The following is a 25,938-nucleotide window of genomic DNA, read 5'->3' as shown; positions in this document are numbered from 1 at the left end:
AGGGCCCGCTAGCGTAGGGAGCCGCCGTACCGGGAGGCGTGTGTGACCACGACCGTGATCAACCTCAAGGGCCGCATCCGCGACTTCGGGCCCCGGCTGGAATTCGCCCCCGGCGACGTGGTGTACATCGGCCGCCGCTGGACCATGGGCCACTGGGACCTGCCACGGCATCCGCTGTTCAACCCGTTCCAGTACGACACCGAGAAGAAGAAGCGCGACGGGACACGGGCCGAGGTGATGGCGAAGTACCGGGAGTACCTGACGTCCGACCCCGAGCTGATGGCCCTCGTCCCGGAGCTGCGTGGCAAGACCCTGGCCTGCTGGTGCGCACCGGAGCCGTGCCACGGGGACGTCCTGGCGGAGCTGGCGGACGGGCGCTGAGGGCGCGGAGGCCTGCGGGCGCGGGAGGCTCCCCGCCACGCCTCCCGACCGCCCCGGCCGGGCTTCGTAGGTTCCTCCGAAGAGACCCTCGGCGCCGACCTGCACGAATCGCCAGTAGAATCCGTACACGTGACTTCCGCGCCAGCCAAGCCCCGCATCCCCAACGTCCTCGCCGGACGCTACGCCTCCGCCGAGCTCGCCACGCTCTGGTCGCCCGAGCAGAAGGTGAGGCTGGAGCGGCGGCTCTGGCTGGCCGTGCTGCGGGCGCAGAAGGACCTCGGCATCGAGGTGCCGGACGAGGCCCTCGCCGACTACGAGCGGGTCCTCGACACCGTCGACCTGGCCTCCATCGCCGAGCGCGAGAAGGTCACCCGGCACGACGTGAAGGCGCGGATCGAGGAGTTCAACGACCTCGCCGGGCACGAGCACGTGCACAAGGGCATGACCTCCCGCGACCTCACCGAGAACGTCGAGCAGCTGCAGATCCGGCTCTCCCTGGAGCTGGTGCGCGACCGTACGGTGGCCGTGCTGGCCCGCCTCGCCAAGCTGGCCGGTGAGTACGGCGAGCTGGTCATGGCTGGCCGCTCGCACAACGTGGCCGCGCAGGCCACCACCCTCGGCAAGCGGTTCGCGACCGCCGCCGACGAGCTGCTGGTGGCGTACGGGCGCGTCGAGGAACTGCTCGGCCGCTACCCGCTGCGCGGCATCAAGGGCCCGGTCGGCACGGCCCAGGACATGCTGGACCTGCTGGGCGGGGACGCCGCCAAGCTGGCGGAGCTGGAGGACCGGATCGCCGGGCACCTCGGCTTCGCCCAGGCGTTCACCTCGGTGGGGCAGGTCTACCCCCGCTCGCTCGACTACGACGTCGTGACGGCTCTCGTGCAGGTCGCCGCGGCGCCCTCGTCGATCGCCAAGACGATCCGGCTGATGGCCGGGCACGAGCTGGTGACCGAGGGCTTCAAGCCGGGCCAGGTCGGCTCCTCCGCGATGCCGCACAAGATGAACACCCGCTCCTGCGAGCGCGTCAACGGTCTCATGGTCATCCTGCGCGGCTACGCGTCGATGACCGGTGAGCTGGCGGGCGACCAGTGGAACGAGGGCGACGTGTCCTGCTCGGTGGTCCGCCGGGTCGCGCTGCCGGACGCGTTCTTCGCGCTGGACGGCCTGCTGGAGACGTTCCTCACCGTCCTCGACGAGTTCGGTGCCTTCCCGGCCGTCGTCGCCCGCGAGCTGGACCGCTACCTGCCGTTCCTCGCCACCACCAAGGTGCTGATGGGCGCCGTGCGCGCCGGTGTCGGCCGCGAGGTCGCGCACGAGGCCATCAAGGAGAACGCCGTCGCCTCCGCGCTCGCCATGCGTGAGCAGGGCGCCGAGCGCAACGAACTCCTCGACAAGCTCGCCGCCGACGACCGCATCCCGCTGGACCGTGCCCAGTTGGACGCGCTGATGGCCGACAAGCTCTCCTTCACGGGTGCTGCCGCCGATCAGGTCGCCGTCGTCGTCGGGCGGATCGAGGAGATCGTGAAGCAGCGTCCGGAGGCCGCCGGCTACACGCCCGGGGCGATCCTCTGACCCGCTACACCCAGGCCGAACTGGAGGCCGCCCGCGACCGGCTGGTGCCGGATGTCGTCGCGGACGGCCTCCGCGTCCTTTTCTGCGGCATCAACCCGGGGCTGATGACGGCGGCGTCCGGCCACCACTTCGCCCGCCCCGGCAACCGCTTCTGGCCCGTGCTGCATCTGTCCGGGTTCACCCCCCGTCTGCTCAAGCCGTCCGAGCAGGGGGAACTGCCGTCGTACGGGCTCGGCATCACGAACGTCGTCGCGCGGGCGACGGCACGCGCCGACGAGCTGACGGCGCAGGAGTACGTCGAGGGCGGGCGCCTGCTGACCGCCAAGGTGGAACGGCTCCGGCCGCGCTGGCTCGCGGTGGTCGGGGTGACCGCCTACCGGGCCGCCTTCGGCGAGCGCAAGGCCGGCGTCGGGCCGCAGGAGCGGACGATCGGGGCCTCACGTGTGTGGGTGCTGCCCAATCCCAGCGGGCTGAACGCGCACTGGACGGCGGCGACGATGGCGGAGGAGTTCGGGCGGCTGCGGGCGGCGGCGGAGAGCTGACCGCCGAACCCGGGGGCGGGGCCGGCGCCGGCGGTCACGGCGGGTCTGTCTCCGTTATCAGCGCGACGAGTTGGAAGGGCAGCTCCTTGTCCCACTGGGAGACGCCGAGGGCGACCCAGCGGCCGTCGGCCCGCCAGAGGTGCACATCCGGGACATGGGCGCTGAGGGCCGCCCAGGGCTCGGGTATCTCCTCGCCCTCCATGGAGCGTTCGAGGACGCTCCACAGACTGAACACGTCCGGGGCACCCCAGCGTGCGGTGAGCCGTTCCGACAGGGCGTCCCGGTCCGCCTCGTACTGCTCCTCCGTCTCCTCCCGCCGCGAGCCGTCGTCGTCCCCGAAGTCGGCACTCGTCGCTAACTCGGCGACGTGATAACCCGGTCCGGCCTCGCCGGTGTCCGACCGGCCGCGCTCCGCCGGGAAGGGCTCGGAGCGCAGCCGGTCGACGACGGCGAGGTGCTGGCTGATGCTCATGCGGTCCAGTAAAGCGGGCACCACTGACAATTGGCACGGAGTCAGGCGGCGGTTGCGGCGGGGACGGCCGGTCGCCGCCACCGGGAGAGCGGGCTCGTGCCGGCCGGTGCCCGCTCCGTCTCCGGCCGATGCCCACCTCCACGTCCGACCGGTGGCCACCTCCGCGTCCGACCGGTACCCACCTCCGCGTCCGACCGGTACCCACCGCCGCCTCGGCCGGTACCCACCTCCGCGTCCGACCGATGCGAGCCTCCGTATCCGGCCGGTGCCCGCACCGCGTCCGGCCGGTGCCCGCCTCGGTCTCCAGCCGGTGCCGCACCTCGCGCGGCCCGTGCCCGCCTCCGTCTCCGTCTCCGTCTCCGTCTCCGTCTCCGGCCGATGCCCGCACCGCGTCCGGCCGATGCCCGCACCGCGTCCGGCCGATGCCCGCACCGCGTCCGGCCGGTGCCCGCACCGTGCCTGCCGCGGGCCCGTCGTCGCACGGCCGCTCGGGCGCGGTTTCCCTCAGCCCGCCCGGCGGGCCGGCCGTCAGGCGCCCGGCCGGGATTCCGCAGGTCGGGGGCGGCGGGCACTCGCCCGGCCCGGCTGTGGCGAGTACCATCCGGCACACACGGGCGCGAGCGGGGAGGACGGACGTTGGGGCGACTGACCGGCGGGGATCCCTCTCTGCTCCGGAGGATCAACTCGGCCGTGGTGCTGCACGCGCTGCGCGCCACCGACCACGCGACCCTCACCGAGATCACCAGGGTCACCGGTCTGTCCCGGCCCACGGTCGAGGGCGTGGTCGAGGGGCTGGTCGAGGCCGGCCTCGTCGTCGAACAGGCGGCCGACGAGGGCGCCGCCCGGCGGCAGGGGCGCCCGGCACGGCACTACCGGTTCCGGGCCGAGGCGGGCCATCTGCTGGGCCTGGACGTGGGCTCGCACCAGGTGACCGCGCTGCTCGCGGACCTCGACGGGCGGGTGCTGGGCTCCCTGTCGAAGGAGGTCTCCGAGGCCGCGTCGGCGGACGACCGGCTGGAGCGGTTGCGCTCGACCGTGGCCGAGCTGCTGCGCAGGTCCGGGGTCTCGCGCGCGTCGCTGCGGGCGGTCGGTGTCGGCAGCCCGGGTGTCATCGAGGCGGACGGCGCCGTACGCCTGTGCGCCGCCCTGCCGGAGTGGACGGGCCTGAACCTGGGCGAGCGGCTGAGCCGTTCCTTCAAGTGCTCCGTCCTGGTCGAGAACGACGCGAACGCGGCGGCGGTCGCCGAGCACTGGAAGGGCGCGGCCGCCGAGTCCGACGACGTGGTGTTCGTGCTGGCGGGGCTCAGCCCGGGAGCCGGTTCGCTGATCGGAGGTCGGCTGCACCGCGGTTACGGCGGCGCGGCCGGCGAGATCGGGGCGCTGCACCTGCTGGGCCGTGAGGCCACCCCGGAGGCGCTGCTGTCGACCACGGGCGAGCCCCTGCACCCGCTCGACGAGCAGCAGGTCGCCGAGGTCTTCAAGCACGCGCGCGAGGGCGACGAGCGGGCCCGCGAAGCCGTCGACCGCTTCATACAACGGCTCGTGCACGACGTCACGGCCCTCGTCCTCGCCCTCGACCCCGAACTCGTGGTCGTCGGCGGCTGGGCGACCGGCATCGACGACGTCCTCGACCCCCTGCGCGACGAGCTGGCCCGCTACTGCCTGCGCCCGCCCCGTGTCGCCCTCTCCCGCCTGGGCGAGACGGCCGTCGCCATGGGCGCGCTGCGTCTCGCTCTGGATCATGTAGAGGAACAGCTGTTCGCGGTGGAGGGCACGGTGACCGCGCGGCGCTGAGCCGGTGCCGGCGGCGAAGCGGGATTCGCGGGCACAGGTGCGTGAAAACGGGTACGACGGCGCCGCGCCCCGGAGTCCGGTGACGCCGGAGTCCGGGGCGCTGCGGGGGCGGCTCGGTGGAGGCGGCCGGCGTCGTCAGGACGCGTGGCGCTCCGGGCCGTGGTGGATCTCGACGCCGCCCGAGTCGCCGAAGGTGAGCCGGCAGGTGTCGGCACGGTAGGTGGCCAGGGAGACCGCCGCCGTGCGTCCGCCGGCGTGGAAGCGGGTGGTGACGACGAGGACGGGTGCGCCGGGCAGCCGGTCCAGTTCCTTGGCGTCGTCCGCGCGGGCGGAGCCCAGCTCCACCGAGCGGTCCTGCCCCTCCAGCTCCAGGCGCTGAAGCTCGCGCAGCACGGCACGCGCGTGTGCGGCGCCCGAGGGCGCGTCGATGGCGGACAGTGCGGGCACCGAGTCCGCGGGGATGTAGAGCAGCTCGGCGGCGACGGGCTGTCCGTGCGACACACGGGAGCGGCGTACGACGTGCACCTGCTCGCCGTGCACGCTCTCCAGGACGTCGGCGACGGCGGCGGGCGGTGTCGCGGACGTGCAGTCCACGGCCTGCCAGGCGTCGCCGGCCGTGCCCGGCCACGCGTGCTGACGGGTGCCGACCGCGACCCGTACGCGCGGTGGCGCCACGGTGGTGCCGACGCCGCGACGGCGCTGCAGCCGGCCCTCCAGTTCGAGCTGCTCCAGCGCCTGGCGGAGCGTGGCGCGGGCCACCCCGAAGCGGGCGGCGAGATCACGTTCGTTGGGCAGGATCTCTCCCACCGAGAACTCGGAGTCCAATGCCTCACTGAGCACGGTTCTGAGATGCCAGTACTTCGGTTCCGGCACCGTTTCGAGCTGCTGGGTCCCCACCCTGTCCTCCGCTGCTTCGCCGTGGCCCGGCTGCGTTTTTAGCGCCCTTGTTTATTAAAGGTTGTTGCACTTTCTTGCGACCATAGGCCCGCCCCCACCCTTGGTCAAGACCAATCCTCGGCCTCAGGGGCGTCCGCCCGGCCGGACGCCCGGCAGCGTTCATCGAGGCTTCACGGCAGGGCGGCGGGCCTTGCCGGAAGGCGGCGGGGACGAAGCGGAAGGCGGCCCGGAGAACTACTGCTCCACCGTCAGCGCACCCAGCTTCTCCGGGTTCCGCACGATGTAGACGCACTGGATGCGCCCGTCGGCGACATCGAGCTGGAACACGCTGTCGACCTGGCCACCGGACCTGAGGACCACCGCGACACCGCCGTTGACCTCCATGAAGCGGAACGACGCGTCCGCGATGCCTTTTCCGGCCACGCCGTGCAGGAAGCGTCCCACCTTGTCGGCGGTTTCGAGGACCCGTACCGGGGCCTTGCCGAGGCCGCCGCCGTCGCCCACCAGGCGCACGTCGGGAGCCAGCAGCGCCATCAGTCGCTCCAGGTCGCCGCCGGTCGCCGCGGCGAGGAACCGCTCGGTCAGCTCCCGGCGTTCGGCCGGATCCACCTCGTAGCGCGGGCGCCGCTCGTCGACGTGCCTGCGGGCCCGCCCGGCGAGCTGGCGCACGGCGGGCTCGGCGCGGTCGATCATGGCCGCGATCTCGGCGTACGGGTAGCCGAACGCCTCCCTGAGCACGAACACCGCGCGCTCCAGGGGCGAGAGGGACTCCAGGACGACGAGGACGGCGAGCGAGACGGTGTCGGCGAGGACGGCCCGCTCGGCGGTGTCCTCCACGGTCACCGCGTAGTCGGTGACATAGGGCTCGGGCAGCCAGGGGCCGGGGTACGCCTCGTTGCGGGACTGCACCTGGCGCAGCCGGTCGATGGAGAGCCGTGTCGTGACGCGGACCAGGTAGCCGCGCGGCTCGCGCACCTCGGACCGGTCGGCGCCGGACCAGCGCAGCCACGCCTCCTGGACCACGTCCTCCGCGTCGGCCACCCGGCCGAGCATGCGGTAGGCGACTCCCATGAGGACGGAGCGGTGCTCTTCGAAGACGTCGGTCGCGATATCGGTGGTCACCGCTCCATCCCATCCCGGGTGACGCGGGCCTGTCCAGGCGATTCCGGGCCCGCTCACGGGCTTGTTACCCACAGGGACTACCCGCCGGTAGCAGTTGCTGACAAGCTGTCTATGAACGCCGTACGTCCGCGCACCCACTCCCAGACGAGGAGCTGCACCATGTCCGCCGCCACGGTCTCCTTCCAGGTCCCCTCCCCGCTCGGCCCGCGGTCCGTGACGGTCTCCTACACGCGCGAGGGCACCGGCGAGCCGCTGCTCCTGCTGCACGGAATCGGCCACCACCGGCAGGCATGGGACCCGGTGACGCACATCCTGGCCGCCGAACGCGAGGTCATCACCGTGGACCTCCCCGGCTTCGGCGAGTCCCCCGGGCTGCCGGACGGGCTCACCTACGACCTGCCCACGACGTCGGCCGTGTTCGGCGCCTTCTGCGAGGCCCTGGAACTCGACCGCCCCCATGTGGCGGGCAACTCCCTGGGCGGTCTGCTGGCCCTGGAACTGGGCCGCGAGAAGCTCGTACGGTCCGTCACCTCCCTCTCCCCGGCCGGGTTCTGGAACGAGACGGAGCGGCGGTACGCGTTCGGCATCCTGCTCACCATGCGGCACATCGCGCGGCGGATGCCCCTGTCACTGGTCGAACGACTGTCCCGTTCGACGGCCGGCCGCACCGCGCTGACGAGCACCATCTACGCCCGTCCGGGCCGCCGTTCACCCGAGGCGGTGGTCGCCGAGACCCTCGCGCTGGCGGGTGCGACGGGGTTCGACGACACCCTGCGGGCCGGTGGCAGCGTCCTGTTCACCGACGACGTCCCCGGCATCCCGATCACCGTGGCCTGGGGCACGCGGGACTGGCTGCTCGTCCCCCGTCAGGGCGTCCGCGCCAAGCGGATCATCCCCGGCGCCCGCCTGGTCCGCCTCCCCGGCTGCGGCCACTGCCCCATGAACGACGACCCGGCCCTGGTCGCCCGCGTGATCCTGGACGGCAGCCGCTGACCCGTGGGGCGCGGGCGCCCTCGACCCCAGGACGACTCCGGCACCGACCAGCACGCTCCCCACGGCCTGCGCGAAGCCGTAGGCCCCCGTGCCGACGAGGGGTGCCGTACAGGCGGCTGCCACCGGGATGAGCCCGGAGAAGAGGGTGGCGCGCTCGGTGCCGATGCGCTGCACGGCCATGTACCAGCACACGAATCCGACGACGGTGACGACCACCGCCTGCCACAGCAGCGCGGCGGTCTCCGTGCCGTCGGGGCGGCGCAGCCATGCGCCGCCGTCGACGACCAGGCCGACGACCGCCGACTCGATCGCGGCGATCGCGCACACGGTGGCCGACAGCAGCCTCGGACCGAGCGGTCGCAGCACCGGCACGGCCAGCACCGCGAAGCCGACCTCGCCGGCCAGCGCGCACACCGAGAAGGCGATGCCGGCGCCGTCCGTACGGCCCCATCCCTGGACGGTGAAGGCGCCGGCCGCGACCAGCGACGAACCGTACAGAACCAGCCGTCGCGGACGCCGGCCCTCCGTCAGGGGGACCAGGACGGCCACGGCGACCGGGGCGCAGCCCACGAAGACGCCCGGCACCGCCGGTTCCGCCGTGCGCTCGGCGGCGAGCACGGCGATGTTGAAGCCGACCATGCCGACCGCCGCGAGCAGCCCGAGCCGCACCCACAGACGTACGGTGAGCCGGCGCAGGGGTGCCACGCCGCCCCCGCCGAGGAACGGGAGCAGGAGGAGGCACGCCAGGCCGTAGCGGAGGAACTGGCCACCCGCGTAGGGGTAGTCGCCCAGAACGCTGTTGGCGGTGAACGAGCCGCCGACGAGGACGCAGGCGAGAGTGGCGAGAAGCGATCCCCGCACAGCGGAGGCATGCGTCGCTCCGGGGTGCCGCTGTGCGGCCCTCGTCGGCGCGGCCTTCCGAGGCGCGACCTTCCGCGACCCGGCGTTCTCCGGTACGGCGTTCTTGGGTACGGCGTTCTCCGGTACGGCGTCCTTGGGTGCGGCGTTTTCGGGCGTGGCTCTCATGGGTTCGACGCTAGGGACGCGGGCGGTTCGGATTAAGGTCCACTTCCATGACGTCATCGGGGACCAATTCCCGTTCCGCCGCCTGGGAGTTGCTGCTACCGGTCGCCGACGCTCCCGCACGCGCGCGTGGGCGAACCCTGCAGGCCGCGCTGCGGGAGGCGATCCGGTCGGGACGGCTGTCGCGGGGCACTCGGCTGCCGGCGAGCCGGGCACTGGCGGCCGACCTCGGAGTGTCGCGCGGACTGGTGACGGAGGCGTACGAGCAGCTGGTCGCGGAGGGCTACCTGCGCAGCTCCCGGGGTTCCGGGACCTGGGTGGGCAGCGCCGTGCGGGCCGCCCCGCCCCGCGCGCGCGACCTCGCTCCGGGCTTCTCCGGTGCCCGCGTCGACTTCGTACCCGGAACGCCGGACCTGTCGCTGTTCCCGCGTGCCGCGTGGGCGGCGGCCCAGCGCGCGGTGCTCGCGGAACTGCCGCACCAGTCGCTGGGCTACCCGGATCCGCGCGGGCTGCCCCGGCTGCGTACGGCGCTCGCCGAGCTGCTCGTCCGGCGCCGGGGCGTGGTCGCCGACCCGGAGCGGATCGTCGTCGTCTCCGGGGTGGCACAGGCCACGACCCTGATCGGATCGGTGCTCCACGCGCGCGGGGTACGCGACGTGGGCGTCGAGGACCCGGGCAGCCCCGAGCACGGGAGGCTGTACGCCGCCGCCGGGCTGGGCACCCTGCCGCTGCCGCTGGACGCGGAAGGGCTGGCCGTCGGGCCGCTGCGGGCGTCGGGGGCGCGGGCGGTGGTGACGACGCCCGCACATCAGTTCCCCACCGGGATCGCCTACTCCGCGCGGCGGCGGGCCGAACTGCTCGACTGGGCACGGGCGGGGGACGGGCTGATCGTCGAGGACGACTACGACGGGGACTTCCGCTACGACCGCGCCCCGGTGGGCGCCCTGCAGGGACTCGACCCCGAGCGAGTCGCGTACGCCGGGTCCGTCAGCAAGTCCCTGGCGCCAGGACTGCGGCTCGGCTGGCTCCTCGTGCCGGGGTGGCTGGCGGAGGAGGTCGTCGAACGCAAACGGACCATGGACCTGGGCCATCCCGCCCTCGACCAGGAGGTGTTCGCGCGCTGCGTGGAGCGGGGTGACTACGACCGGCAGTTGCGGCGGTGCCAGCGGACCTATCGAGAACGGCGGGACGCTCTGGTGTCCGCGCTCGCCTCGTACTTTCCCGGGGCGGCAGTGTCCGGGATCGCGGCGGGGCTGCACGTCATCGTCTCGCTGCCGGACCGGTACGGGCCGCTCGCCCGCTTGCTGGCGAAGGCCGAGGCGGGTGGGGTCAGGGTGCGGGGGCTGGGATCGTACGGGCAGGCGCCGGAGGCGGGAGTGCTGTTGGTCGTGGGGTACGCGCATCTGTCTCCGGAGCGGATTCGGGAGGGGGTGGAACTGCTGGCGACGGCGGTCGGGTGATCGGTGCGGTTGTTCCGCCCTCGCCGCTCCCACCCTCCCTCCCGCCGTTCGGCGAGTGTCGCCGCTTTCCGCGGGGCCCGGCCAGTTGTTCACTTGTCGTTTGCGTGTGCGCTGCGGCGTGCCCGTAGTTGTGGCTGTGCACCTTGGCCGGATCCGTCACTGGAGGCGCTTTCATGTCACACCGTCCACCGAGTCCCCTGCCCGGTCGCCGCAACGTGCTGCGCGGCTCGCTCGCCGCGTCGGCCGCGCTGGCGCTGCCCGGATCCGTCGCGCTCGGTTCGGTGCCGGCGCTGGCCCTCTCGGGGCGGCCGCGGGCCGGCTGGGGTGTGCAGGCCGGAGACGTGACCGCGCACTCCGGTCTGGTGTGGGTGCGGTCGGACCGTCCGGCCCGGATGATCGTCGAGACGGCGGCCACCGAGTCGTTCCGCAACCCGCGCAGATGGCACGGCCCGCTGCTGGACGCCGGTACGGACTTCACCGGTACGACGCGCCTGCGCGGCCTGCCCTCGGGTGAGCAGATCCACTACCGGGTGCTGCTGGCCGACCCGGACGACCCGCGCCGCACCGGTGAGCCGGTCACCGGCACCTTCCGTACGACGTCGCCGAAGCGGAGTTCCGGGGCGCGGTTCGTGTGGTCGGGCGACCTGGCGGGGCAGGGCTGGGGCATCAACCCCGACCGCGGCGGCTACCGCATCTTCGACGCGATGGGCGCCCTCGACCCGGACTTCTTCCTGTGCAGCGGCGACAACATCTACGCCGACGGTCCGGTCGCGGCGACGGTCGCGCTGCCGGACGGGAGCACCTGGCGGAACGTCACCACCGAGGAGAAGTCCAAGGTCGCGGAGACGCTCGCGGAGTTCCGGGGCAACTTCCGCTACAACCTGCTGGACGAGAACCTGAAGAGGTTCAACGCACGGGTCCCGTCGATCGTGCAGTGGGACGACCACGAGGTCACCAACAACTGGTACCCGGGCGAGATCCTCACCGACGCCCGGTACACCGAGAAGAGCGTGGACGTGCTGGCGGCACGGGCGCGGCGGGCCTTCAGCGAGTACTTCCCCATCTCCACGCTGCGGCCGGGCGCCCGGGAGGGCCGCGTGCACCGCGTGCTGCGCCACGGCCCTCTGCTGGACGTGTTCGTGCTGGACATGCGGACCTACCGCAACGCCAACTCGCCCGACACGCAGACCACCGACGCGGTCGGCATCCTCGGCGCCGAGCAGCTGGAGTGGCTCAAGCGGGAGCTGTCGAGGTCGCGGGCGGTGTGGAAGGTGATCGCCTCCGACATGCCGCTCGGTCTGGTCGTGCCCGACACCGGGGACGGCAAGCCGAACATCGAGGCCGTGGCCCAGGGCGACCCGGGCGCTCCGCTGGGGCGGGAGCTCCAGATCGCCGAGCTGCTGCGGTTCATCAAGCACCGCAAGGTCACCGGCACGGTGTGGCTGACGGCGGACGTGCACTACACCTCGGCGCAGCACTACCAGCCGTCGCGGGCCGCGTTCACCGACTTCGAGCCGTTCTGGGAGTTCGTCTCGGGCCCGCTCAACGCCGGCGCCTTCCCGTCGAACGCGCTCGACAACACCTTCGGCCCCGAACGGGTGTTCATGAAGGCGCCGACGACGGCGAACGTCTCGCCGGCGGGCGGCTACCAGTTCTTCGGCGAGGTCGACATCGACGGCCACAGCGGTGAGCTGACGGTCCGGCTGCGGGAACAGGACGGGACGGTGCTGTACACGAAGGTGCTCCAGCCGGGGCTCGTGGGGCAGTGACCGGGATGCGGTGAGTCACCGCGCCTGCGGGCCATGTGGGGCACCGGCCGTCGGACGCAGGTGGAGCGGCACGTTGCGTCACCGACGCGGCGCGCCGCTGGTGGGCCGGGACAGAACAGGGTTCGGCCGACCGTCGGTTCCGCGACTCCCCGTACGGGCGGGAGATCGTCCGCGCGGAGCGCTGCGGGGCCAGGAACAAGAGCAGGAAGCCCCGGCCGCCCGACCGTGGGCCCCAGGCCGGAAGCCCGCCGACCGGTTGCCGAATGGCAGGTGCGGTGGCCGATGCGGTCGTCATCGGCGCAACTTCCGACAGCCGCGGTCATACAAAAAGCAACAAAAGGCGCGGAACGATGCTTTTACCGGTCAGTCACAAAGCGTTCGTGATCACGCAACACGATTCGTTCACAGTGGCCACATGACTCCTGACATGTCTGACGAGACGCGGGCGCGCGGCGGCCGCCCGGCGCACCACCGACCGCGGTTCCTCACGGCCGGGCTCCGTGGCTGGTGGGAACGGCGCCACGGGCACGCGCCGCCCGCGAGCGATACCGACGCCCGGCCGCCGCTCAGCGAGGGGCAGCAGGCCGGGCCGTCCGGGGCGGACGTACCGACGGGCACGGGTGCGACCCTGATGTGGCGGATGCGGACGACGGTGCGGGACGCGCCGGGATCGCTGGCCGTGCTGTGCACGGCGCTGGCGGAGCACCGGATCGACATCCTGAGCCTGCAGACACATCCGCTGGCCGAGGGCACGGTGGACGATTTCCTGCTCCGGGCGCCCGCGGAGCTGTCGGCCACCGAGATCGGCCGGGCCGTGTCGGCGGCGGGCGGCACCGGCACCTGGATCGAGCGCGGCGACGCCCACGACCTGGTGGACGCGCCGACCCGGATCCTCGGCCTGGCCACGCGTACGGCGCTGGACGCGGCGGAACTCCCGCTCGCGCTGCGGGAGCTGCTGGGCCGCTGCACGATCCGCTCCACTCCCGCCACCGCTCCCGGATCGGGCCGGGAGCAGGGGAGCGCCCCGGTCGAAGGGGTCCTGGAGGAGACGGTGATGCGGCTGCGTGCGCCGGAGGGCGGGGTGATCACGGTGGAGCGGCCGTATCTGCCGTTCACGCCGACGGAGTTCGCCCGGGCGCGGGCCCTGGTGGAGCTGGACGCACGGCTGGGGCCGCGGATCCCGGGCGACCGGGACGTACTGACGCTGCCCGAGGGCAACGACATCACGGTCGGGCGGGCCGACGCCGGGGATCTGCGGGCGGCGAAGGAGATGCACGAGCGGTGCTCCCCGCGCACGCTGGGCATGCGGTACCACGGGCCGGTGGGTGACGCCGACCGGTATCTCCGGCACCTGCTCAGTCCGCGCTTCGGACGGACGCTCGCCGCACGGACGACGTCCGGTCGTCTCGTCGGACTCGGGCACCTCCTGTGGGACGGGGACGAGACGGAGATCGCGCTGCTCGTCGAGGACGACTGGCAGCGGCGCGGGATCGGCGGCGAACTGCTGCGCAGGCTGGTGGACATGGCGGCCGAGTCGGGCTGCGAGAACGTGTACGTGGTGACGCAGTCGTCCAACACGGGTATGGTCGCGGCGATGCGGGGGCTCGGGCTGCCGATCGACTACCAGATCGAGGAGGGGACGCTGGTGATCACCGCCCGGCTGGACGAGGTACGGGTGGTGGAGGCCGCGAAGGGGCGCCGCAACGGCTGACGCGGAGGCCGGGTGCGGATGGACCCGGTGGTGGGCCGGGCGCTCGGGTCGCCCCCCGGCGACCCGAGCGCGTTCTCGTCGAAACCGGGTCGGCCGCAGCCGGCACGGGCCGCCCGGTCCTCGGGAACTCAGGCCCGGCCGGCCGACAGTTCGGCCCCCTCGCCCATGCCCCGCTCCGCCGGCAACCCGGCCCACTCCGCCGGCAGCCCCGCCCGCTGCCCCAGGGCCGCGTCCAGGTCCGCCCACAGGTCGTCCACGTCCTCCAGGCCCACCGACATGCGCAGCAGCCGGTCGCTCACACCGGCGCCCCGGCGGTCGGTCTCCTCCACGATGCGGTGGCTGATCGAGGCCGGGTGCTGGATGAGGGTGTCCACGCTGCCGAGACTCACCGCCGGGGTGATCAGCCGGACGGCGGCGATGACCTCGTGGGGGTCGCCGTGGACCTCGAAGGCGATCATTGCGCCGCCGATGCGGGGATAGTGGACCCGGGCCACCCGCGGGTCGGCGGCGAGGCGGCGGACGAGTTCCGCGGCGGTCGCCGAGGCCGCGCGGACCCGGACGGGCAGGGTGGACAGGCCGCGCAGGAGGAGGTAGCCGGCGAGCGGGTGGAGGACGCCGCCGGTGGCGAAGCGGATCTGGCGCAGCCGCCCGGCGAACTCCTCGTCGCAGGCCACGACCCCGGCCATGACGTCACCGTGACCGCCCAGGTACTTGGTCGCGCTGTGCAGCACGAGCCGGGCACCCTGCTCGACGGGGCGCTGCAGGACGGGCGTGGCGAAGGTGTTGTCCGCGAGCAGCGGAACCGATCCGCAGGCGTGGGCGAGGGCCCGCAGGTCGAGTTCGGCGAGGGTGGGGTTGGCCGGTGACTCGACCAGCACCAGCCCGGTGTCGGGCCGCAGCGCGTCCGCGACGCCGGCCGGGTCGACCCAGGTGACCTCGGTGCCGAGCAGCCCGGCGGTGAGGAGATGGTCGCTGCAGCCGTACAGGGGGCGTACCGCGACCACGTGGCGCAGGCCCGTCGAGGCGCGGGCGAGGAGGACGGCGCTCAGGGCGGCCATGCCGCTGGCGAAGGCGACCGCGCTCTCGGTGCCTTCGAGTCGGGCGAGGGCGGTCTCGAAGCGGGCGACGGTCGGGTTGCCGAGCCGTCCGTAGACGGGCGGCCCCTCCGGCTCGGCGCCGTCCGTGGCGAAGGCGTCGATGCGGGCGGCCTCGCCCCGGCTGTCGTACGAGGGGTAGGTCGTCGACAGGTCGATGGGCGGGGCGTGCAGGCCCAGGCGCGCGAGGTCGTCGCGGCCGGCGTGCACGGCCTCGGTGGCCAGTGCTCTCGGCGTGGTGCGTGCGTGGTCGTACGCGTGCGTGCTCGCTGAGTTCATGACAGGAGGGTGAACATCAGACGGGCGGGAGGGGACAGTCGCCGTGCTACGTTCGGGAAATGGCCGAATCCGTCGCACTTGATCCGGTGGACCTCCATCTTCTGCGGCTCCTGCAGAACGACGCCCGGACGACGTACCGGGATCTCGCCGCACAGGTCGGGGTCGCGCCCTCGACCTGCCTGGACCGGGTGACGCGGCTGCGCCGCGCCGGCGTGATCCTCGGTCATCAGCTGCGACTGGATCCGGCCAAGCTGGGCCGCGGTCTGGAGGCACTGTTGTCGGTGCAGGTCAGGCCGCATCGGCGGGAGCTGGTGGGGCCGTTCGTGGAGCGGATCAGGGCGCTGCCGGAGTCACGGACCGTGTACCACCTCACCGGCCCGGACGACTATCTGGTGCATGTGGCGGTCGCGGACATGGCGGATCTGCAGCGGCTGGTGCTCGACGGGTTCACCTCACGGCCCGAGGTCGCCCGGGTGGAGACCCGGTTGATCTTCCAGCAGTGGGAGTGCGGCCCCCTTTTGCCGCCGGACGGGGAACGAATCCGGCCGACGTAAGGCTCGATCACCGGCCAAGCGGCTGACGCCGCCCCCGTCGGCGTACCAAGATTGTCCGCATGTCTGACATCAAGAGCCCGCTGCCCCGTGCGGTCGCCGACGCGTACGTCGACGATCTCGTCGCCCTCGACCCCGTGACCGGTACGTACCTGGGCGTGAAGGAGAGTTCCAGCAGGCTGCCGGACACCTCGCCGGCCGGCCAGGAGGCCCGTGCGGAGCTGATCCGGGCGACGCTGGCGCGGCTGGACGAGGCGGAGCGCCGGCCGGGCGCGGACAGCGACGTGGAGCGCAGGTGCGCGCGTCTGCTGCGCGAGCGGCTGTCGGCGGAGCTGGCCGTGCACGAGGCGGACGAGGGTCTGCGCGCGGTCGGCAACATGGTCACGCCGCCCCACGAGGTGCGGGAGGTCTTCACCATCACTCCGGCCGAGACCGAGGAGGACTGGGCCGCGATCGCGGAGCGGCTGCGCGCGGTGCCGACGGCGTACGCCGGCTACCGCGAGTCCCTGGCGCTCGGCCTGGAGCGGAAGCTGTACGCGGGCCCGCGCCCGACCGCGACGTTCATCGGCCAGCTCACCGAGTGGGCGGACACGGACGGTTCGGGCCGCGGCTGGTTCGAGGAGTTCGCCGCCGCGGGCCCCGAGGCGCTGCGTGCGGAGCTGGACGAGGCCGCGCGCGCCGCGACCCGGGCCGTGGTGGAGCTGCGCGACTGGATGCGCGAGGTGTACGCCCCGGCCGTCGAGGACGCGCCGAACACGGTCGGCCGGGAGCGCTACGGCAGGCTGGTGCGCTACTTCACGGGTTCGGACCTGGATCTCGACGAGGCGTACGCGTACGGCTGGGCCGAGTTCCACCGGCTGCTCGGCGAGATGCGGCAGGAGGCCGCGAAGGTCCTGCCCGAAGCCAGGACGCCGTGGGAGGCGCTCGCGCACCTGGACGAGCACGGCCGGCACATCGAGGGCGTCGACGAGGTCCGCACCTGGCTGCAGTCCCTGATGGACGAGGCGATCGAGGCCCTGGACGGCACGCACTTCGACCTCGCCGAGCCGGTCCGCAGGGTGGAGTCGTGCATCGCGCCGCCCGGCGGCGCGGCGGCCCCCTACTACTCGGCGCCGACCGAGGACTTCTCCCGTCCGGGCCGCACCTGGCTGCCGACGATGGGCGCGACGCGGTTCCCGGTGTACGACCTGGTCTCGACCTGGTACCACGAGGGCGTCCCCGGCCATCACCTCCAGCTGGCGCAGTGGGTGTACGTCAAGGACGACCTGTCCCGCTACCAGGCCACCATCGGCGGGGTCAGCGCCAACGCCGAGGGCTGGGCGCTGTACGCGGAGCGGCTGATGGACGAGCTGGGCTTCCTCAAGGACGCGGAGGAACGGCTCGGTTACCTGGACGCGCAGATGATGCGCGCCGCCCGGGTCATCGTCGACATCGGCATGCATCTGGAGCTGGAGATCCCGGCGGACTCCCCCTTCCACCCGGGCGAGCGCTGGACCGTCGAGCTGGCCCAGGAGTTCTTCGGCGCCCACAGCAGCCGCCCCGCGGACTTCGTGGAGAGCGAGCTGACCCGCTATCTGACGATGCCGGGGCAGGCCATCGGCTACAAGCTCGGCGAACGCGCCTGGCTCCTCGGCCGGGAGAACGCCAGGCGCCGCCACGGCGACGCGTTCGACGCCAAGTCCTGGCACATGGCCGCGCTGTCCCAGGGGTCGCTGGGCCTGGACGACCTGGTGGACGAGCTGTCCCGGCTGTGATCCGGGCCGGCCGGGCCCCGTCGTCCGCGACCGGGCCCGGCCGCCGCCGTTCAGCCGGTCGACGGTCTCGACCGGTCAGAGGTCTTGACCAGTCAGAGGTATCAGCCGGTCAGAGGTATCAGCCGGTCAGTGGTCTCAGTCGGCAGGAGGTCTCAGTCGGTCAGAGGTCTCAGTCGGTAAGAGGTCTCAGTCGCACGAGACCGAGCCATGTCCGCGGGCCCGTCGCGACCCGGGCCGCGCGCACCCCGTAGCGGCCGGGGGCCAGCTCCACCCGCACGTGATCCCCGTCCCGGACGGTGCGCCCCGGCCGGGCGGCGTCGAACAGGACGACCGGGCCCGGCACCCGCCACCGCACCTCCGGCTCCCAGCCTGCCGCGTCGAGCGCCGCCGCAACGTCCGCGAGGGGCCCGTCCGCGAAGGGGCCGGCCGCGGAGTCGGCGGCGTGGTGGCGTACGAAGGCGGCGTGTTCGGGCAGATACGTGGTGGCGGCGGGTTCACGGCCCAGGACCAGGGCGCGGCTGTCACCGACCGGCAGCAGGCCGACGTGCCCGTCGAGGTCACAGGCCCGGTCGTGATCGGAGGACGTCTCGTCGCCGTCGGCTCCCGCCCAGAACGGCAGCACCGCTTCCGGCACCGCTATGAGCGGTCCGCCGCCCGACTCCACCCACCGCACCGCACCGGGGACCACCGCCGTATCCGCGTATCGAGCCATGCCCAGAAGCTACACGGCGCCCTTGCCGCCGAACTGGTCGCCCCTGAGCGCTTGTTGACTTTCCGTCAGCAGCCGCAGTCGGCGGTGTCCTCCGGCGCGGTCAGCGGGTCGGCCGCGCGCCGTGTCACGCCTTCCCAGGTCTCGTACGCGAAGCCCTCGCGCGCCCAGTACTCGAAGCCGCCGAGCATCTCCTTGACCTGAAAGCCGAGTTCGGCCAGGGCGAGGGCGGCACGGGTGGCGCCGTTGCAGCCGGGGCCCCAGCAGTAGGTGACGACGGGCACGGACCTGTCGAGCACCTGCTCGGCCTGCTCGGGGATCAGCGCGGTCGGCAGGTGGACCGCGCCCGGGATGTGGCCCTGGTCCCAGGACGCGGTGGAGCGGGAGTCGAGGACCACGAAGCCGGGGTCGCCGTCGGCGGCGAGGGCCGCGGCCACGTCCGAGGCGTCGGCGTGGAGGACGAGACTGGCCCGGAAGTACGCCGCGGCGTCGGCGGGGGCCGCCGGGGCGACCCGCAGGACGGCGTTGACGGCGGACGTGCTGACGCTCATGAGCGGGCCCTTTCTCTCGCGGAGCCGTTCGGCTCCGTCTCCCTGACCAGGAATCTACGGTCGCCCGACGCCGGCCTGAAGGGGCATTCCACGGCCCGGCCCTTGATCGGCCGGGGATTCCCCTGCTATCCCTTCCACATGACCACGCAATCCCCGTACGAGCCCGACGCCACCGACTGGCGCATCCTCGACATCCTCCAGCGCGAGGGCCGGACCGGCTTCGCCGAGCTGGCCCGGGCCGTGTCGATGTCGGCGAGCGCGGTGACGGAGCGGGTGCGGCGGCTGGAGGAGGCGGGTGTGATCCAGGGGTACGCGGCCGTCGTGGACCCGGAGCGGCTGGGGCTGCCGATCCTGGCCTTCGTGCGTCTGCGCTACCCGCACGGGAACTACAAGCCGTTCCACGACCTGGTGGCCGTCACGCCCGAGATCCTGGAGGCGCACCACGTCACGGGCGACGACTGCTTCGTGATCAAGGTCGCCGCCCGTTCGATGCGTCATCTGGAGGAGGTGTCGGGCCGGATCGGCACGCTGGGGTCGGTCACGACGAGCGTGGTCTACTCCTCACCGCTCCCCCGACGGCCCCTCGGTCACTGACCGGCCGCTCCCGACGGCGTCCCGGGTCACCTCAGTCATTGACCGCGCTGCCGCACGATCGACCCGGTGCGTTCCTTCACGACCTCCAGCTGGGCGTGCACCCGCCGCCGCAGGTCGGCGACATGGCTCACGATGCCGACACTGCGGTCGCGTTCGCGGAGCGCGTCGAGGACGTCGAGCACCTCGTCGAGGGTCTGGTCGTCGAGGCTGCCGAACCCCTCGTCGACGAAGAGGGTGTCGAGACGCACGCCCCCCGCCTCGTCGGTGACGACGTCGGCCAGCCCGAGGGCCAGCGCGAGGGAGGCGAAGAACGTCTCGCCGCCGGAGAGCGTGGCCGTGTCCCGCTCCCGCCCGGTCCACGCGTCGACGACGTGCAGTCCGAGCCCGCTGCGGCCCCGCCCGGACCGGTCGTCGGAGTGGACGAGGGTGTAGCGGCCGGACGACATGCGCTGCAGCCGTACGGTCGCGGCGGCGGCGACCTGCTCCAGGCGGGCCGCGAGGACGTAGGACTCCAGGCGCATCCTGCGTTCGTTGTCGGCCGAGGTGCCGGCGGCGAGGCCCGCCATCCGGGCGACGCGCTCGTACTCCTCGCGCAGCGGCGCCAGCCGGCGCACGGAGGCGGTCGCCCGCACGGAGAGCCGGTCCAGTTCGGCAGCGCGCCGCTCGGCGGCGTCCCACGCCGAGACCGTGTCCTGGAGCCGCCGGGCGGCGGCCGCGGCGGCCCGCTCGGCGGTGGCGAGGTCGGCGGCCGGCTGCCCGGCCGCGGCGGCCGTCTCGGCCTCGGCGAGCACGGCCCGTACGGCGGCCTCCTCCGACTGCCGTGCGTCGAGGCGGTGTTGCAGGTCCCGGTGGGCGGCGTCGTCGAGGACGGCGGCGGCAGCGGCCGACGGAGTGCCGAACCCGGCGCGGAACGCCGCGTCGGCCAGACGCGCGTCGGCGTCCTTGAGGCGCTGCGCGGTGTCGTCGGCCGTCCGCACCGCCTCGGCGGCCTCGCCGAGGAGCCCGGCCAGACGCTCCCACTGCGCGGCCCGCGCGGCCACGCTCTCGGCGTCGCCCCGGGCCTGCGCCAACTCCCCCTCCAGCGCTTCCCGTTGCCGCTCCAGCGCGTCCCGCCGGGTATTGCGGGACGCGGCCCGCACAGCGGCCTCCCGCTGGGCGTCGAGCCGTCGGTCACGCTCGCGTTCGGCGTGCAGCAGGGCCTCCTGCGCGGGATGCAGATCGGAGGCACCGGCCCGGGCCCGCGCGTACTCCTCGGTCACCTCCTCGACCAGGGCGGCGAGCCGCTCCGTCGGCGCGTCACCGGCCTCGGCGCTCGCCGCCGCGTACGCCTGCCGGACGACTCCCAGCCGGCGCTCCGCCCCGGCCCGTTCCTCGTCGGCCCGCTGGACCGCGGCGAACGCCCGCTCCTCCGTCTCCCGGTCCACATGTCCGGCGACCTTCCGGGCGGGCTCGGGGTGTTCGGTGCCCCCGCAGACGGCGCACGGCTGCCCGTCGACCAGTGCGGCGGCGAGTTCCGCCGCGATGCCGGACAGCCGCTGTTCCTTGAGGTCGAGCCAGTGGGCGCGGGCCTCCACGGCCCGCTCGGCGAGCCGGAGCACGCGCGCCTGCGCGTCCTCCGTGTCCCGCCCGAGCTGATCACGCTGCCGCGCGGCGGCGAGCCGCTGCTCGGCGGGGTCCCGCCGCACGGCGAGCTGTTCGGCGCGGGTGGCCGCCTCCTGGGCGGACTCGATCCGGGTCCGCAGCTCCGCGCGGGTCGTCTCCCATGCGGCGAGCCAGCTCTCGGCGTCCTGGAGGACCTCCTCGTCGGCCCGCTCCTCGCTGTCCGACTCCGCCCGTTCGGTGAGGAGTTCGGCAAGGCGCCGCTCCGCACGGCGGGCCGACTCCAGCCCGCCCAGTTCCTCCGCCGCTCGGCGGGCGGCGGCGGCGAGTCCGGCGGCGCCCTCGTCGGCGTACGCCCTCGACAGCCGCGCCCGGGCGCCCTCCTCGGCGGCACGTGCCCGCCGGTGCGCGGTCTCGGCCTCGTCCCGCAGCTCCAGCGCGGGCACCACGGCCTCCGCCTTGCGGGCCCGCTCCATGCGCGCCCGGTCCTCGCGGTGGTCGCCGGCCCGCTCCTCCAGCCGCGCGGCCCGCTCCCGCGCCTGAGCGAACCGCTCCTGCAGCCGCGCCACTTCGCGTACGTCGTCCAGGTCCCGGCCCGCGGCGGCGCGCGCCGACTCGGCCGCCGCCCGCGCGCAGTGGGCGATGGTGAGCCGTTCACGGGCGGTGCTGCGGACGACGGCGGCCCAGCCCAGCACGGCGTCGGCGAGGCCCGGGTCACCGGGCGCGAGGCCGGGCGGCTCCGGGGCGTCCCCCGCCGCCTGCTGCATCCGGTGGACGTCGGCGAGCAGGTCCGCGTCGCCCTCCCGGACCCGCGCCTCGGTCGCCCGGCGCCGGTCGGCGAGCCGCTTCTCGACGGCGGCGAAGTGATGGGTGTCGAAGAGCCGGCCCAGCAGCCTGCCCCGCGCCTCGGCGTCGGCGCGCAGGAACCGTGCGAAGTCGCCCTGCGGCAACAGCACGACCTGGCAGAACTGCTCCCGGCTCATCCCGAGGACCTGGGTGATCTCCTCGCCGATCTCCTGGTGGGAGCGGCTGAGGTCCTTCCAGGAGGCGGCCGCCGTGTCGTACTCGCGCAGCCAGCTCTGTGCCTTGTCGACCGTGGTGCCCGACCGGTTTCCCTTCTTGGGCCGCTCCCAGGGCGGCTGCCGGGTGATCTCCAACCGGCGCCCGGCGACGGTCAGTTCCAGGCGGACCTCGGTGCGTGTCGCGGGTGCCGCGTGGTCACTGCGCAGGGTCGCGCCCTGGCCGTTCTGCCGGGCGCCCGGCACCGCGCCGTAGAGCGCGTAGCAGACGGCGTCCAGGATCGAGGTCTTGCCGGCGCCGGTCGGGCCGTGCAGCAGGAAGAGCCCGGCCGCCGAGAGGTCGTCGAAGTCGACGGACTGGGCGCCGCCGAAGGGGCCGAAGGCGGTGATGTCGAGCCGGTGGAGCCTCATCGGTCACCACCCGCCGCGCCCGCCCGGCGGGACACCCCGGGAGGCCGGTGCCCGGCGGCCACGGCATGGCCGGTCGCCGTACGGCTCCCCGTACAGCCTCTCGCCGTGCAGCCGGTCGCCGCCGGAGGACGTCCGGGGCGGTACGTACGCCTCACCGGACGGCCTGCTCGGCAACCCACCGGACAGACCGGGGATGCCGCCCGGCGGACCACGCGGCTCATCGGACGGCCTCCCGGAGGGTCTCGTCGGCCCTGACCGCGTCGAACGCGTCCCTGAGCACGATGCGTTCGTGGGCGTCGGGCCCCGTGCCGCGGACATGGGCGACGAAGTCCTCGGCGATCTGCTGGTCGTCGCGGCCGGCGAGGCGCCGGGCGTAGGAGACGTCCGGGTCGCCGGGGGCGCGTTCGGGGTCGAAGGCGAGGCTGAGCGTGTGCGGGAAGCGGGCGCACAGCCGGGCCATGGGCTCGGCGGGCCGGACCGGGTCGGTGAGCGTGGCCTCGACCCACGCCTCCTCGTGCCGGGCCAGCTCCGGTGCGGCGAGCAGGTCGTCCAGCCGGCCCCGGATCCGGGCGAGCGGGCGCGGCACCGGGCAGTCGATGCGCTCCGCGTCGACGGCACCGTCGGGGCCGAGGTCCACCAGCCACATGCTCTTGCGGTGGTCGGCCTCGGAGAAGGAGTACGGCAGGGGCGAACCCGAGTAGCGGATACGGTCGGTGAGGGTCTGGCTGCCGTGCAGATGCCCCAGCGCCACGTAGTCGACGCCGTCGAAGACGCCCGCCGGTACCGAGGCGACCCCGCCGACGGAGATGTCCCGCTCGCTGTCGCTGGGCGTGCCGCCGGTGACGAACGCGTGGGCAAGCACGACGGAACGGGTGCCCGGCGGGCGGGCGGCGAGGTCGGCCCGGACCCGGTCCATGGCGGCGGCGAGCACCGACTCGTGGTTCGCCCTCTCCACCCCGAACTCGTCCTTCACCAGGGCGGGTTCGAGATAGGGCAGCCCGTAGAAGGCGACGTCGCCATGGGTGTCGGGGAGCATCACGGGGGTCCCGGCCGCCGAGGCCGCCGTCCGCAGATGGATGCCCGCCCGGCCGATGAGCCCCGCGCCGACACCGAGGCGCCGTGCCGAGTCGTGGTTCCCGGAGATCATCACCGTGGGCACGCCCAGCTCGGCGAGACGGTGCAGGGCGTCGTCGAACAGCTCCACCGCCGCCAGCGCGGGCACCGCCCGGTCGTACACGTCCCCCGCCACCACCACCGCGTCCACCTCGCGCTCACGCGCGGTCGTGACCAGGTGACCGATGAACTCGGCCTGCGCGCCGAGCATGTTCACCCGGTGGAACGCCCGACCGAGATGCCAGTCGGAAGTGTGCAGCAGCCTCATGATCCTCGAACCTAACAGGCGGGTCGGACATCACGGGCGCCTACCGGCGAACCGACCCGCGTACGCCGCCCCCTCCGCGTTCCCGCACCCGCACCCCCGGCCCGACAGGGCATCCGGGGCATCCAGGACATCCGCGGTCACACGTCCCCGTACGCCTCGCCCCCGAGTTCGAACCCGGCCGTGCCCGCGGTGGTGTCGGCGAGCCAGGCGCGGAAGGCGCCGACCTCGGCGTCGGGCAGGCCGATCTCCAGGGTGACGGCCTCGGCGTACCGCACGTCACGGACCTCGCGCCCGGTGGACCGCAGGTCGTTCTGCAGCTTGCCGGCCCGCTGGTGGTCGACGGTCACCGTGGCCAGCCGGAAGCGCCGGCGGGTGATGCCCCCGAGCGCGTCCAGGGCCTCGCCCACGGCACCGCCGTACGCCCTGATGAGTCCGCCGGCGCCCAGTTTGACCCCGCCGTAGTACCGGGTGACGACGGCGACGACGTAGCGCATGTCCCGGCGCAGCAGCATCTGCAGCATGGGGACGCCCGCGGTGCCGCCGGGTTCCCCGTCGTCGCTCGCGCGCTGGACGGCCGCGTCGGCGCCGATGACGTAGGCGTAGCAGTTGTGGGTGGCGTCGGCGTGTTCCCTGCGGACGGCCGCGACGAAGTCCTGGGCCTCCTGTTCGGTGGCCGCCGGGGCGAGCGCGCACAGGAACCGCGATCGGTTGACCTCGGTCTCGTGCACGCCGGCGCGGGCGACGGTGCGGTACTCGTCCTGCATCCGGCCAGCCTATGCGCAGGCCGGCGCACGCCCGCGCGGGGCGTCGTCCGACGGCCGGGCTTTCGGTCGGGCGGCGTTCAGGACCGCTTCGCGCCCCTGGCCACGAGCGTGTCCGTCAGCAGCGCGGTGCCCGGGGCGAGCGCGGCCCAGGTCCCGCCGTGCCAGGACAGGAAGGCGAGCGCCGAGGTGGGGAACTTGGTCCGTACGTCGTCCAGCGCTCCGTCGAGGGCGTCGCCGGCCAGTTCCAGCACCAGTTCCTCCAGTCCCGGGTTGTGACCGACGAGGAGCAGCGTCCGCACATGGCCGGGGGTCTCGTGCACCACGTCGAGCAGTTCGGGCACGTCGGCCGCGTACACCCGCCCGTCGTACCGTACGGGCGGCGGCGTCCCCCACTGCGCGGAGGCCAGTTCCCAGGTCAGGCGCGCCCGTACGGCCGTGGAGCACACGGCCAGGTCGGGCAGGCAGTCCACGTCGGCGAGGGCCTGTCCGGCGGCGGGGGCGTCGCGCCGGCCGCGTGGTGCCAGGGGGCGCTCGTGGTCGGGGACGCCCACGGGCCAGGCGGACTTGGCGTGCCGCAGGACAACGAGTCTGCGCAGCGGTCCGGCGCCGGCACGGGGCGTCATGCCGTCGCCCCGATCTCCCGGGTGAGTTCCAGCCCGAGGAGGCGGTCCGCGTAGGCGTACGTCTCGAACCGGGCGCCGTCGGGGACGTCCGGGTCCCGTTCCACGTCCCGCAGCACGTCGAGCACCGCGCGTACGTCGAGGTCGTCGTCCCAGGCCTCCCGCAGTGCCTGCCGGACGGGCTCGGGGACCGGCCGCGACGGCCGGGCCGCCCAGGCCGCCACCGACCCGCGCCAGTGGCCGAGCGTGTCCTCGGCCTCGCGGACGGCGGTGGCGTCGAGGGTCACGGGGGTGCGGCGGGGATGGCTGAGGAGGGCGAGCCGCAGGGCGGTGCCCGACGCGGGCGGCTCGCCGGTCCGGGTCACAGGGCCGGTCCAGGTCACAGGGCCGGCCTCGGTCACCGGGCCGGCCTCGATCGCGATCCCGGCGTCGGTGCGGGGGCCTGTGCCGGGGCCGGCCGGCTCACCCGCGACGGTCACGTGCAGCACCTGCCGCCCGCCCCGCGTCGCCCCGGGGGTCTCGCTCTGCCGGATGCCGAGGTCGTCGGCGCGCTCCCGCAGGGCGGCCGGCGGGTCGGCGACGAAGAGGACCGGGCTCCCGCCCAGTTCGAGAGCGCGGGCGAGGACGTCCGCGACCAGCAGGACGCGCAGCGCCGAGGGGGTGTCCCCCGGCGTGTGGGCATGGACCCGGGTGAGCGCCCTGGGGATCTCGGCGGGTTCACCGGTCCGGGCGTCAGTGATACGCAGCACGGGCTGAGCGTAGGCGCGGAAGCGGCCGAACGCAGTGCGGACGACGACATTCCGGAGATCGAGCCGCACGCCCGGTGTGCCGGACCGGGAATTCGGCGCGCACCTCCCGCTGTTGCCGCAGGCAGCC

The 25,938-nt window shown here is 73.8% G+C and carries 22 protein-coding genes; 11 read left to right on the top strand and 11 right to left on the bottom strand.

Annotation, left to right across the window (positions count from 1 at the left end):
* Positions 1-42: 42 nt before the first annotated feature.
* The 3 genes from SCAB_RS37370 (at position 43) to mug (ending at position 2,495) form a co-directional block, all read left to right on the top strand.
* Positions 43-381, top strand: coding sequence for a DUF4326 domain-containing protein (locus tag SCAB_RS37370; RefSeq protein WP_013005222.1), 339 nt, complete (start codon positions 43-45; stop codon positions 379-381).
* A gap of 129 nt (positions 382-510) precedes the next feature.
* Positions 511-1,953, top strand: a complete 1,443-nt coding sequence (gene purB, locus SCAB_RS37365; protein WP_013005221.1) for an adenylosuccinate lyase — start codon at positions 511-513, stop codon at positions 1,951-1,953.
* A 44-nt stretch (positions 1,954-1,997) separates the two neighbouring features.
* Positions 1,998-2,495, top strand: a complete 498-nt coding sequence (gene mug / locus SCAB_RS37360; RefSeq protein WP_013005220.1) for a G/U mismatch-specific DNA glycosylase — start codon at positions 1,998-2,000, stop codon at positions 2,493-2,495.
* A gap of 34 nt (positions 2,496-2,529) precedes the next feature.
* Here the strand turns inward: mug and SCAB_RS37355 are convergent, their stop codons facing one another.
* Positions 2,530-2,967, bottom strand: a complete 438-nt coding sequence (locus SCAB_RS37355; protein ID WP_013005219.1) for a hypothetical protein — start codon at positions 2,965-2,967, stop codon at positions 2,530-2,532.
* A 636-nt stretch (positions 2,968-3,603) separates the two neighbouring features.
* Here SCAB_RS37355 and SCAB_RS37350 point away from each other — a divergent pair.
* On the top strand, positions 3,604-4,761 hold the full coding sequence (locus SCAB_RS37350; protein ID WP_041670088.1) for an ROK family transcriptional regulator: 1,158 nt from the start codon (positions 3,604-3,606) through the stop codon (positions 4,759-4,761).
* A gap of 135 nt (positions 4,762-4,896) precedes the next feature.
* On the opposite strand, the gene SCAB_RS37345 is transcribed toward SCAB_RS37350, so the two are convergent.
* Positions 4,897-5,658 carry a GntR family transcriptional regulator gene (locus tag SCAB_RS37345; RefSeq protein WP_037727502.1) on the bottom strand — a complete coding sequence of 254 codons (762 nt, stop codon included), beginning with the start codon at positions 5,656-5,658 and terminating at the stop codon, positions 4,897-4,899.
* Between the two features lie 234 nt (positions 5,659-5,892).
* Positions 5,893-6,780, bottom strand: coding sequence for an RNA polymerase sigma-70 factor (locus SCAB_RS37340; protein WP_013005216.1), 888 nt, complete (start codon positions 6,778-6,780; stop codon positions 5,893-5,895).
* 159 nt (positions 6,781-6,939) lie between these two features.
* Between SCAB_RS37340 and SCAB_RS37335 the strand changes: the two genes are divergently transcribed.
* From SCAB_RS37335 to SCAB_RS37315, 4 genes are all read left to right on the top strand, one after another.
* Positions 6,940-7,773 carry an alpha/beta fold hydrolase gene (locus SCAB_RS37335; protein ID WP_037727500.1) on the top strand — a complete coding sequence of 278 codons (834 nt, stop codon included), beginning with the start codon at positions 6,940-6,942 and terminating at the stop codon, positions 7,771-7,773.
* A 1,073-nt stretch (positions 7,774-8,846) separates the two neighbouring features.
* Entirely contained in the window at positions 8,847-10,256 is a 1,410-nt protein-coding gene (gene pdxR, locus SCAB_RS37325) for a MocR-like pyridoxine biosynthesis transcription factor PdxR (RefSeq protein WP_013005214.1), read from the top strand.
* A 173-nt stretch (positions 10,257-10,429) separates the two neighbouring features.
* A complete protein-coding gene (locus SCAB_RS37320; protein ID WP_037727494.1) occupies positions 10,430-12,025 on the top strand; it encodes an alkaline phosphatase D family protein in 1,596 nt (531 codons plus the stop codon).
* A gap of 415 nt (positions 12,026-12,440) precedes the next feature.
* Complete coding sequence (locus SCAB_RS37315; protein ID WP_046774248.1) at positions 12,441-13,736, top strand: GNAT family N-acetyltransferase; 1,296 nt, start codon at positions 12,441-12,443, stop codon at positions 13,734-13,736.
* A gap of 128 nt (positions 13,737-13,864) precedes the next feature.
* Here the strand turns inward: SCAB_RS37315 and SCAB_RS37310 are convergent, their stop codons facing one another.
* The gene (locus SCAB_RS37310) at positions 13,865-15,109 is read right to left on the bottom strand and encodes a trans-sulfuration enzyme family protein (protein ID WP_013005211.1); all 1,245 of its coding nucleotides are present in this window, start codon (positions 15,107-15,109) and stop codon (positions 13,865-13,867) included.
* Positions 15,110-15,168: 59 nt separating this feature from the next.
* Here SCAB_RS37310 and SCAB_RS37305 point away from each other — a divergent pair, with 59 nt between their 5' ends.
* Both SCAB_RS37305 and SCAB_RS37300 read left to right on the top strand, forming a co-directional pair.
* A complete protein-coding gene (locus tag SCAB_RS37305; protein ID WP_013005210.1) occupies positions 15,169-15,663 on the top strand; it encodes an Lrp/AsnC family transcriptional regulator in 495 nt (164 codons plus the stop codon).
* A gap of 59 nt (positions 15,664-15,722) precedes the next feature.
* The gene (locus tag SCAB_RS37300; protein WP_013005209.1) at positions 15,723-17,414 is read left to right on the top strand and encodes a DUF885 domain-containing protein; all 1,692 of its coding nucleotides are present in this window, start codon (positions 15,723-15,725) and stop codon (positions 17,412-17,414) included.
* Positions 17,415-17,583: 169 nt separating this feature from the next.
* Here SCAB_RS37300 and SCAB_RS37295 read toward each other — a convergent pair whose 3' ends face one another.
* Together SCAB_RS37295 and SCAB_RS37290 are read right to left on the bottom strand one after the other, a co-directional pair.
* The gene (locus SCAB_RS37295; RefSeq protein WP_013005208.1) at positions 17,584-18,126 is read right to left on the bottom strand and encodes an immunity 21 family protein; all 543 of its coding nucleotides are present in this window, start codon (positions 18,124-18,126) and stop codon (positions 17,584-17,586) included.
* A gap of 65 nt (positions 18,127-18,191) precedes the next feature.
* Positions 18,192-18,674, bottom strand: coding sequence for a rhodanese-like domain-containing protein (locus tag SCAB_RS37290; RefSeq protein ID WP_013005207.1), 483 nt, complete (start codon positions 18,672-18,674; stop codon positions 18,192-18,194).
* A 138-nt stretch (positions 18,675-18,812) separates the two neighbouring features.
* Between SCAB_RS37290 and SCAB_RS37285 the strand changes: the two genes are divergently transcribed.
* The gene (locus tag SCAB_RS37285; RefSeq protein WP_013005206.1) at positions 18,813-19,268 is read left to right on the top strand and encodes an Lrp/AsnC family transcriptional regulator; all 456 of its coding nucleotides are present in this window, start codon (positions 18,813-18,815) and stop codon (positions 19,266-19,268) included.
* Between the two features lie 35 nt (positions 19,269-19,303).
* Here SCAB_RS37285 and SCAB_RS37280 read toward each other — a convergent pair whose 3' ends face one another.
* From SCAB_RS37280 to SCAB_RS37260, 5 genes are all read right to left on the bottom strand, one after another.
* Positions 19,304-22,297, bottom strand: coding sequence for an AAA family ATPase (locus tag SCAB_RS37280; RefSeq protein ID WP_013005205.1), 2,994 nt, complete (start codon positions 22,295-22,297; stop codon positions 19,304-19,306).
* A 217-nt stretch (positions 22,298-22,514) separates the two neighbouring features.
* Entirely contained in the window at positions 22,515-23,678 is a 1,164-nt protein-coding gene (locus SCAB_RS37275; RefSeq protein WP_037727485.1) for an exonuclease SbcCD subunit D, read from the bottom strand.
* A 137-nt stretch (positions 23,679-23,815) separates the two neighbouring features.
* The gene (locus SCAB_RS37270) at positions 23,816-24,442 is read right to left on the bottom strand and encodes a YigZ family protein (protein WP_013005203.1); all 627 of its coding nucleotides are present in this window, start codon (positions 24,440-24,442) and stop codon (positions 23,816-23,818) included.
* Between the two features lie 77 nt (positions 24,443-24,519).
* Positions 24,520-25,065 carry a SixA phosphatase family protein gene (locus SCAB_RS37265; protein WP_013005202.1) on the bottom strand — a complete coding sequence of 182 codons (546 nt, stop codon included), beginning with the start codon at positions 25,063-25,065 and terminating at the stop codon, positions 24,520-24,522.
* Positions 25,062-25,811, bottom strand: coding sequence for a cysteine--tRNA ligase (locus tag SCAB_RS37260; RefSeq protein ID WP_041671179.1), 750 nt, complete (start codon positions 25,809-25,811; stop codon positions 25,062-25,064). Before SCAB_RS37260 ends, SCAB_RS37265 begins: the two co-directional genes overlap by 4 nt.
* Positions 25,812-25,938: the final 127 nt, after the last annotated feature.

It is taken from the genome of Streptomyces scabiei 87.22 (assembly GCF_000091305.1).
Lineage (GTDB): Bacteria > Actinomycetota > Actinomycetes > Streptomycetales > Streptomycetaceae > Streptomyces > Streptomyces scabiei.
This window is presented reverse-complemented; position numbering and strand designations above follow the sequence as displayed.

What these genes read in the sequence shown, in the direction of transcription:
- SCAB_RS37355 (WP_013005219.1), bottom strand. Translation starts at nt 2,967, where the DNA reads ATGAGCATCAGCCAGCACCTCGCCGTCGTCGACCGGCTGCGCTCCGAG.
- SCAB_RS37335 (WP_037727500.1), top strand. Translation starts at nt 6,940, where the DNA reads ATGTCCGCCGCCACGGTCTCCTTCCAGGTCCCCTCCCCGCTCGGCCCG.
- pdxR (WP_013005214.1), top strand. Translation starts at nt 8,847, where the DNA reads ATGACGTCATCGGGGACCAATTCCCGTTCCGCCGCCTGGGAGTTGCTG.
- SCAB_RS37320 (WP_037727494.1), top strand. Translation starts at nt 10,430, where the DNA reads ATGTCACACCGTCCACCGAGTCCCCTGCCCGGTCGCCGCAACGTGCTG.
- SCAB_RS37315 (WP_046774248.1), top strand. Translation starts at nt 12,441, where the DNA reads ATGACTCCTGACATGTCTGACGAGACGCGGGCGCGCGGCGGCCGCCCG.
- SCAB_RS37310 (WP_013005211.1), bottom strand. Translation starts at nt 15,109, where the DNA reads ATGAACTCAGCGAGCACGCACGCGTACGACCACGCACGCACCACGCCG.
- SCAB_RS37305 (WP_013005210.1), top strand. Translation starts at nt 15,169, where the DNA reads ATGGCCGAATCCGTCGCACTTGATCCGGTGGACCTCCATCTTCTGCGG.
- SCAB_RS37300 (WP_013005209.1), top strand. Translation starts at nt 15,723, where the DNA reads ATGTCTGACATCAAGAGCCCGCTGCCCCGTGCGGTCGCCGACGCGTAC.
- SCAB_RS37295 (WP_013005208.1), bottom strand. Translation starts at nt 18,126, where the DNA reads ATGGCTCGATACGCGGATACGGCGGTGGTCCCCGGTGCGGTGCGGTGG.
- SCAB_RS37290 (WP_013005207.1), bottom strand. Translation starts at nt 18,674, where the DNA reads ATGAGCGTCAGCACGTCCGCCGTCAACGCCGTCCTGCGGGTCGCCCCG.
- SCAB_RS37285 (WP_013005206.1), top strand. Translation starts at nt 18,813, where the DNA reads ATGACCACGCAATCCCCGTACGAGCCCGACGCCACCGACTGGCGCATC.
- SCAB_RS37280 (WP_013005205.1), bottom strand. Translation starts at nt 22,297, where the DNA reads ATGAGGCTCCACCGGCTCGACATCACCGCCTTCGGCCCCTTCGGCGGC.
- SCAB_RS37275 (WP_037727485.1), bottom strand. Translation starts at nt 23,678, where the DNA reads ATGAGGCTGCTGCACACTTCCGACTGGCATCTCGGTCGGGCGTTCCAC.
- SCAB_RS37270 (WP_013005203.1), bottom strand. Translation starts at nt 24,442, where the DNA reads ATGCAGGACGAGTACCGCACCGTCGCCCGCGCCGGCGTGCACGAGACC.
- SCAB_RS37265 (WP_013005202.1), bottom strand. Translation starts at nt 25,065, where the DNA reads ATGACGCCCCGTGCCGGCGCCGGACCGCTGCGCAGACTCGTTGTCCTG.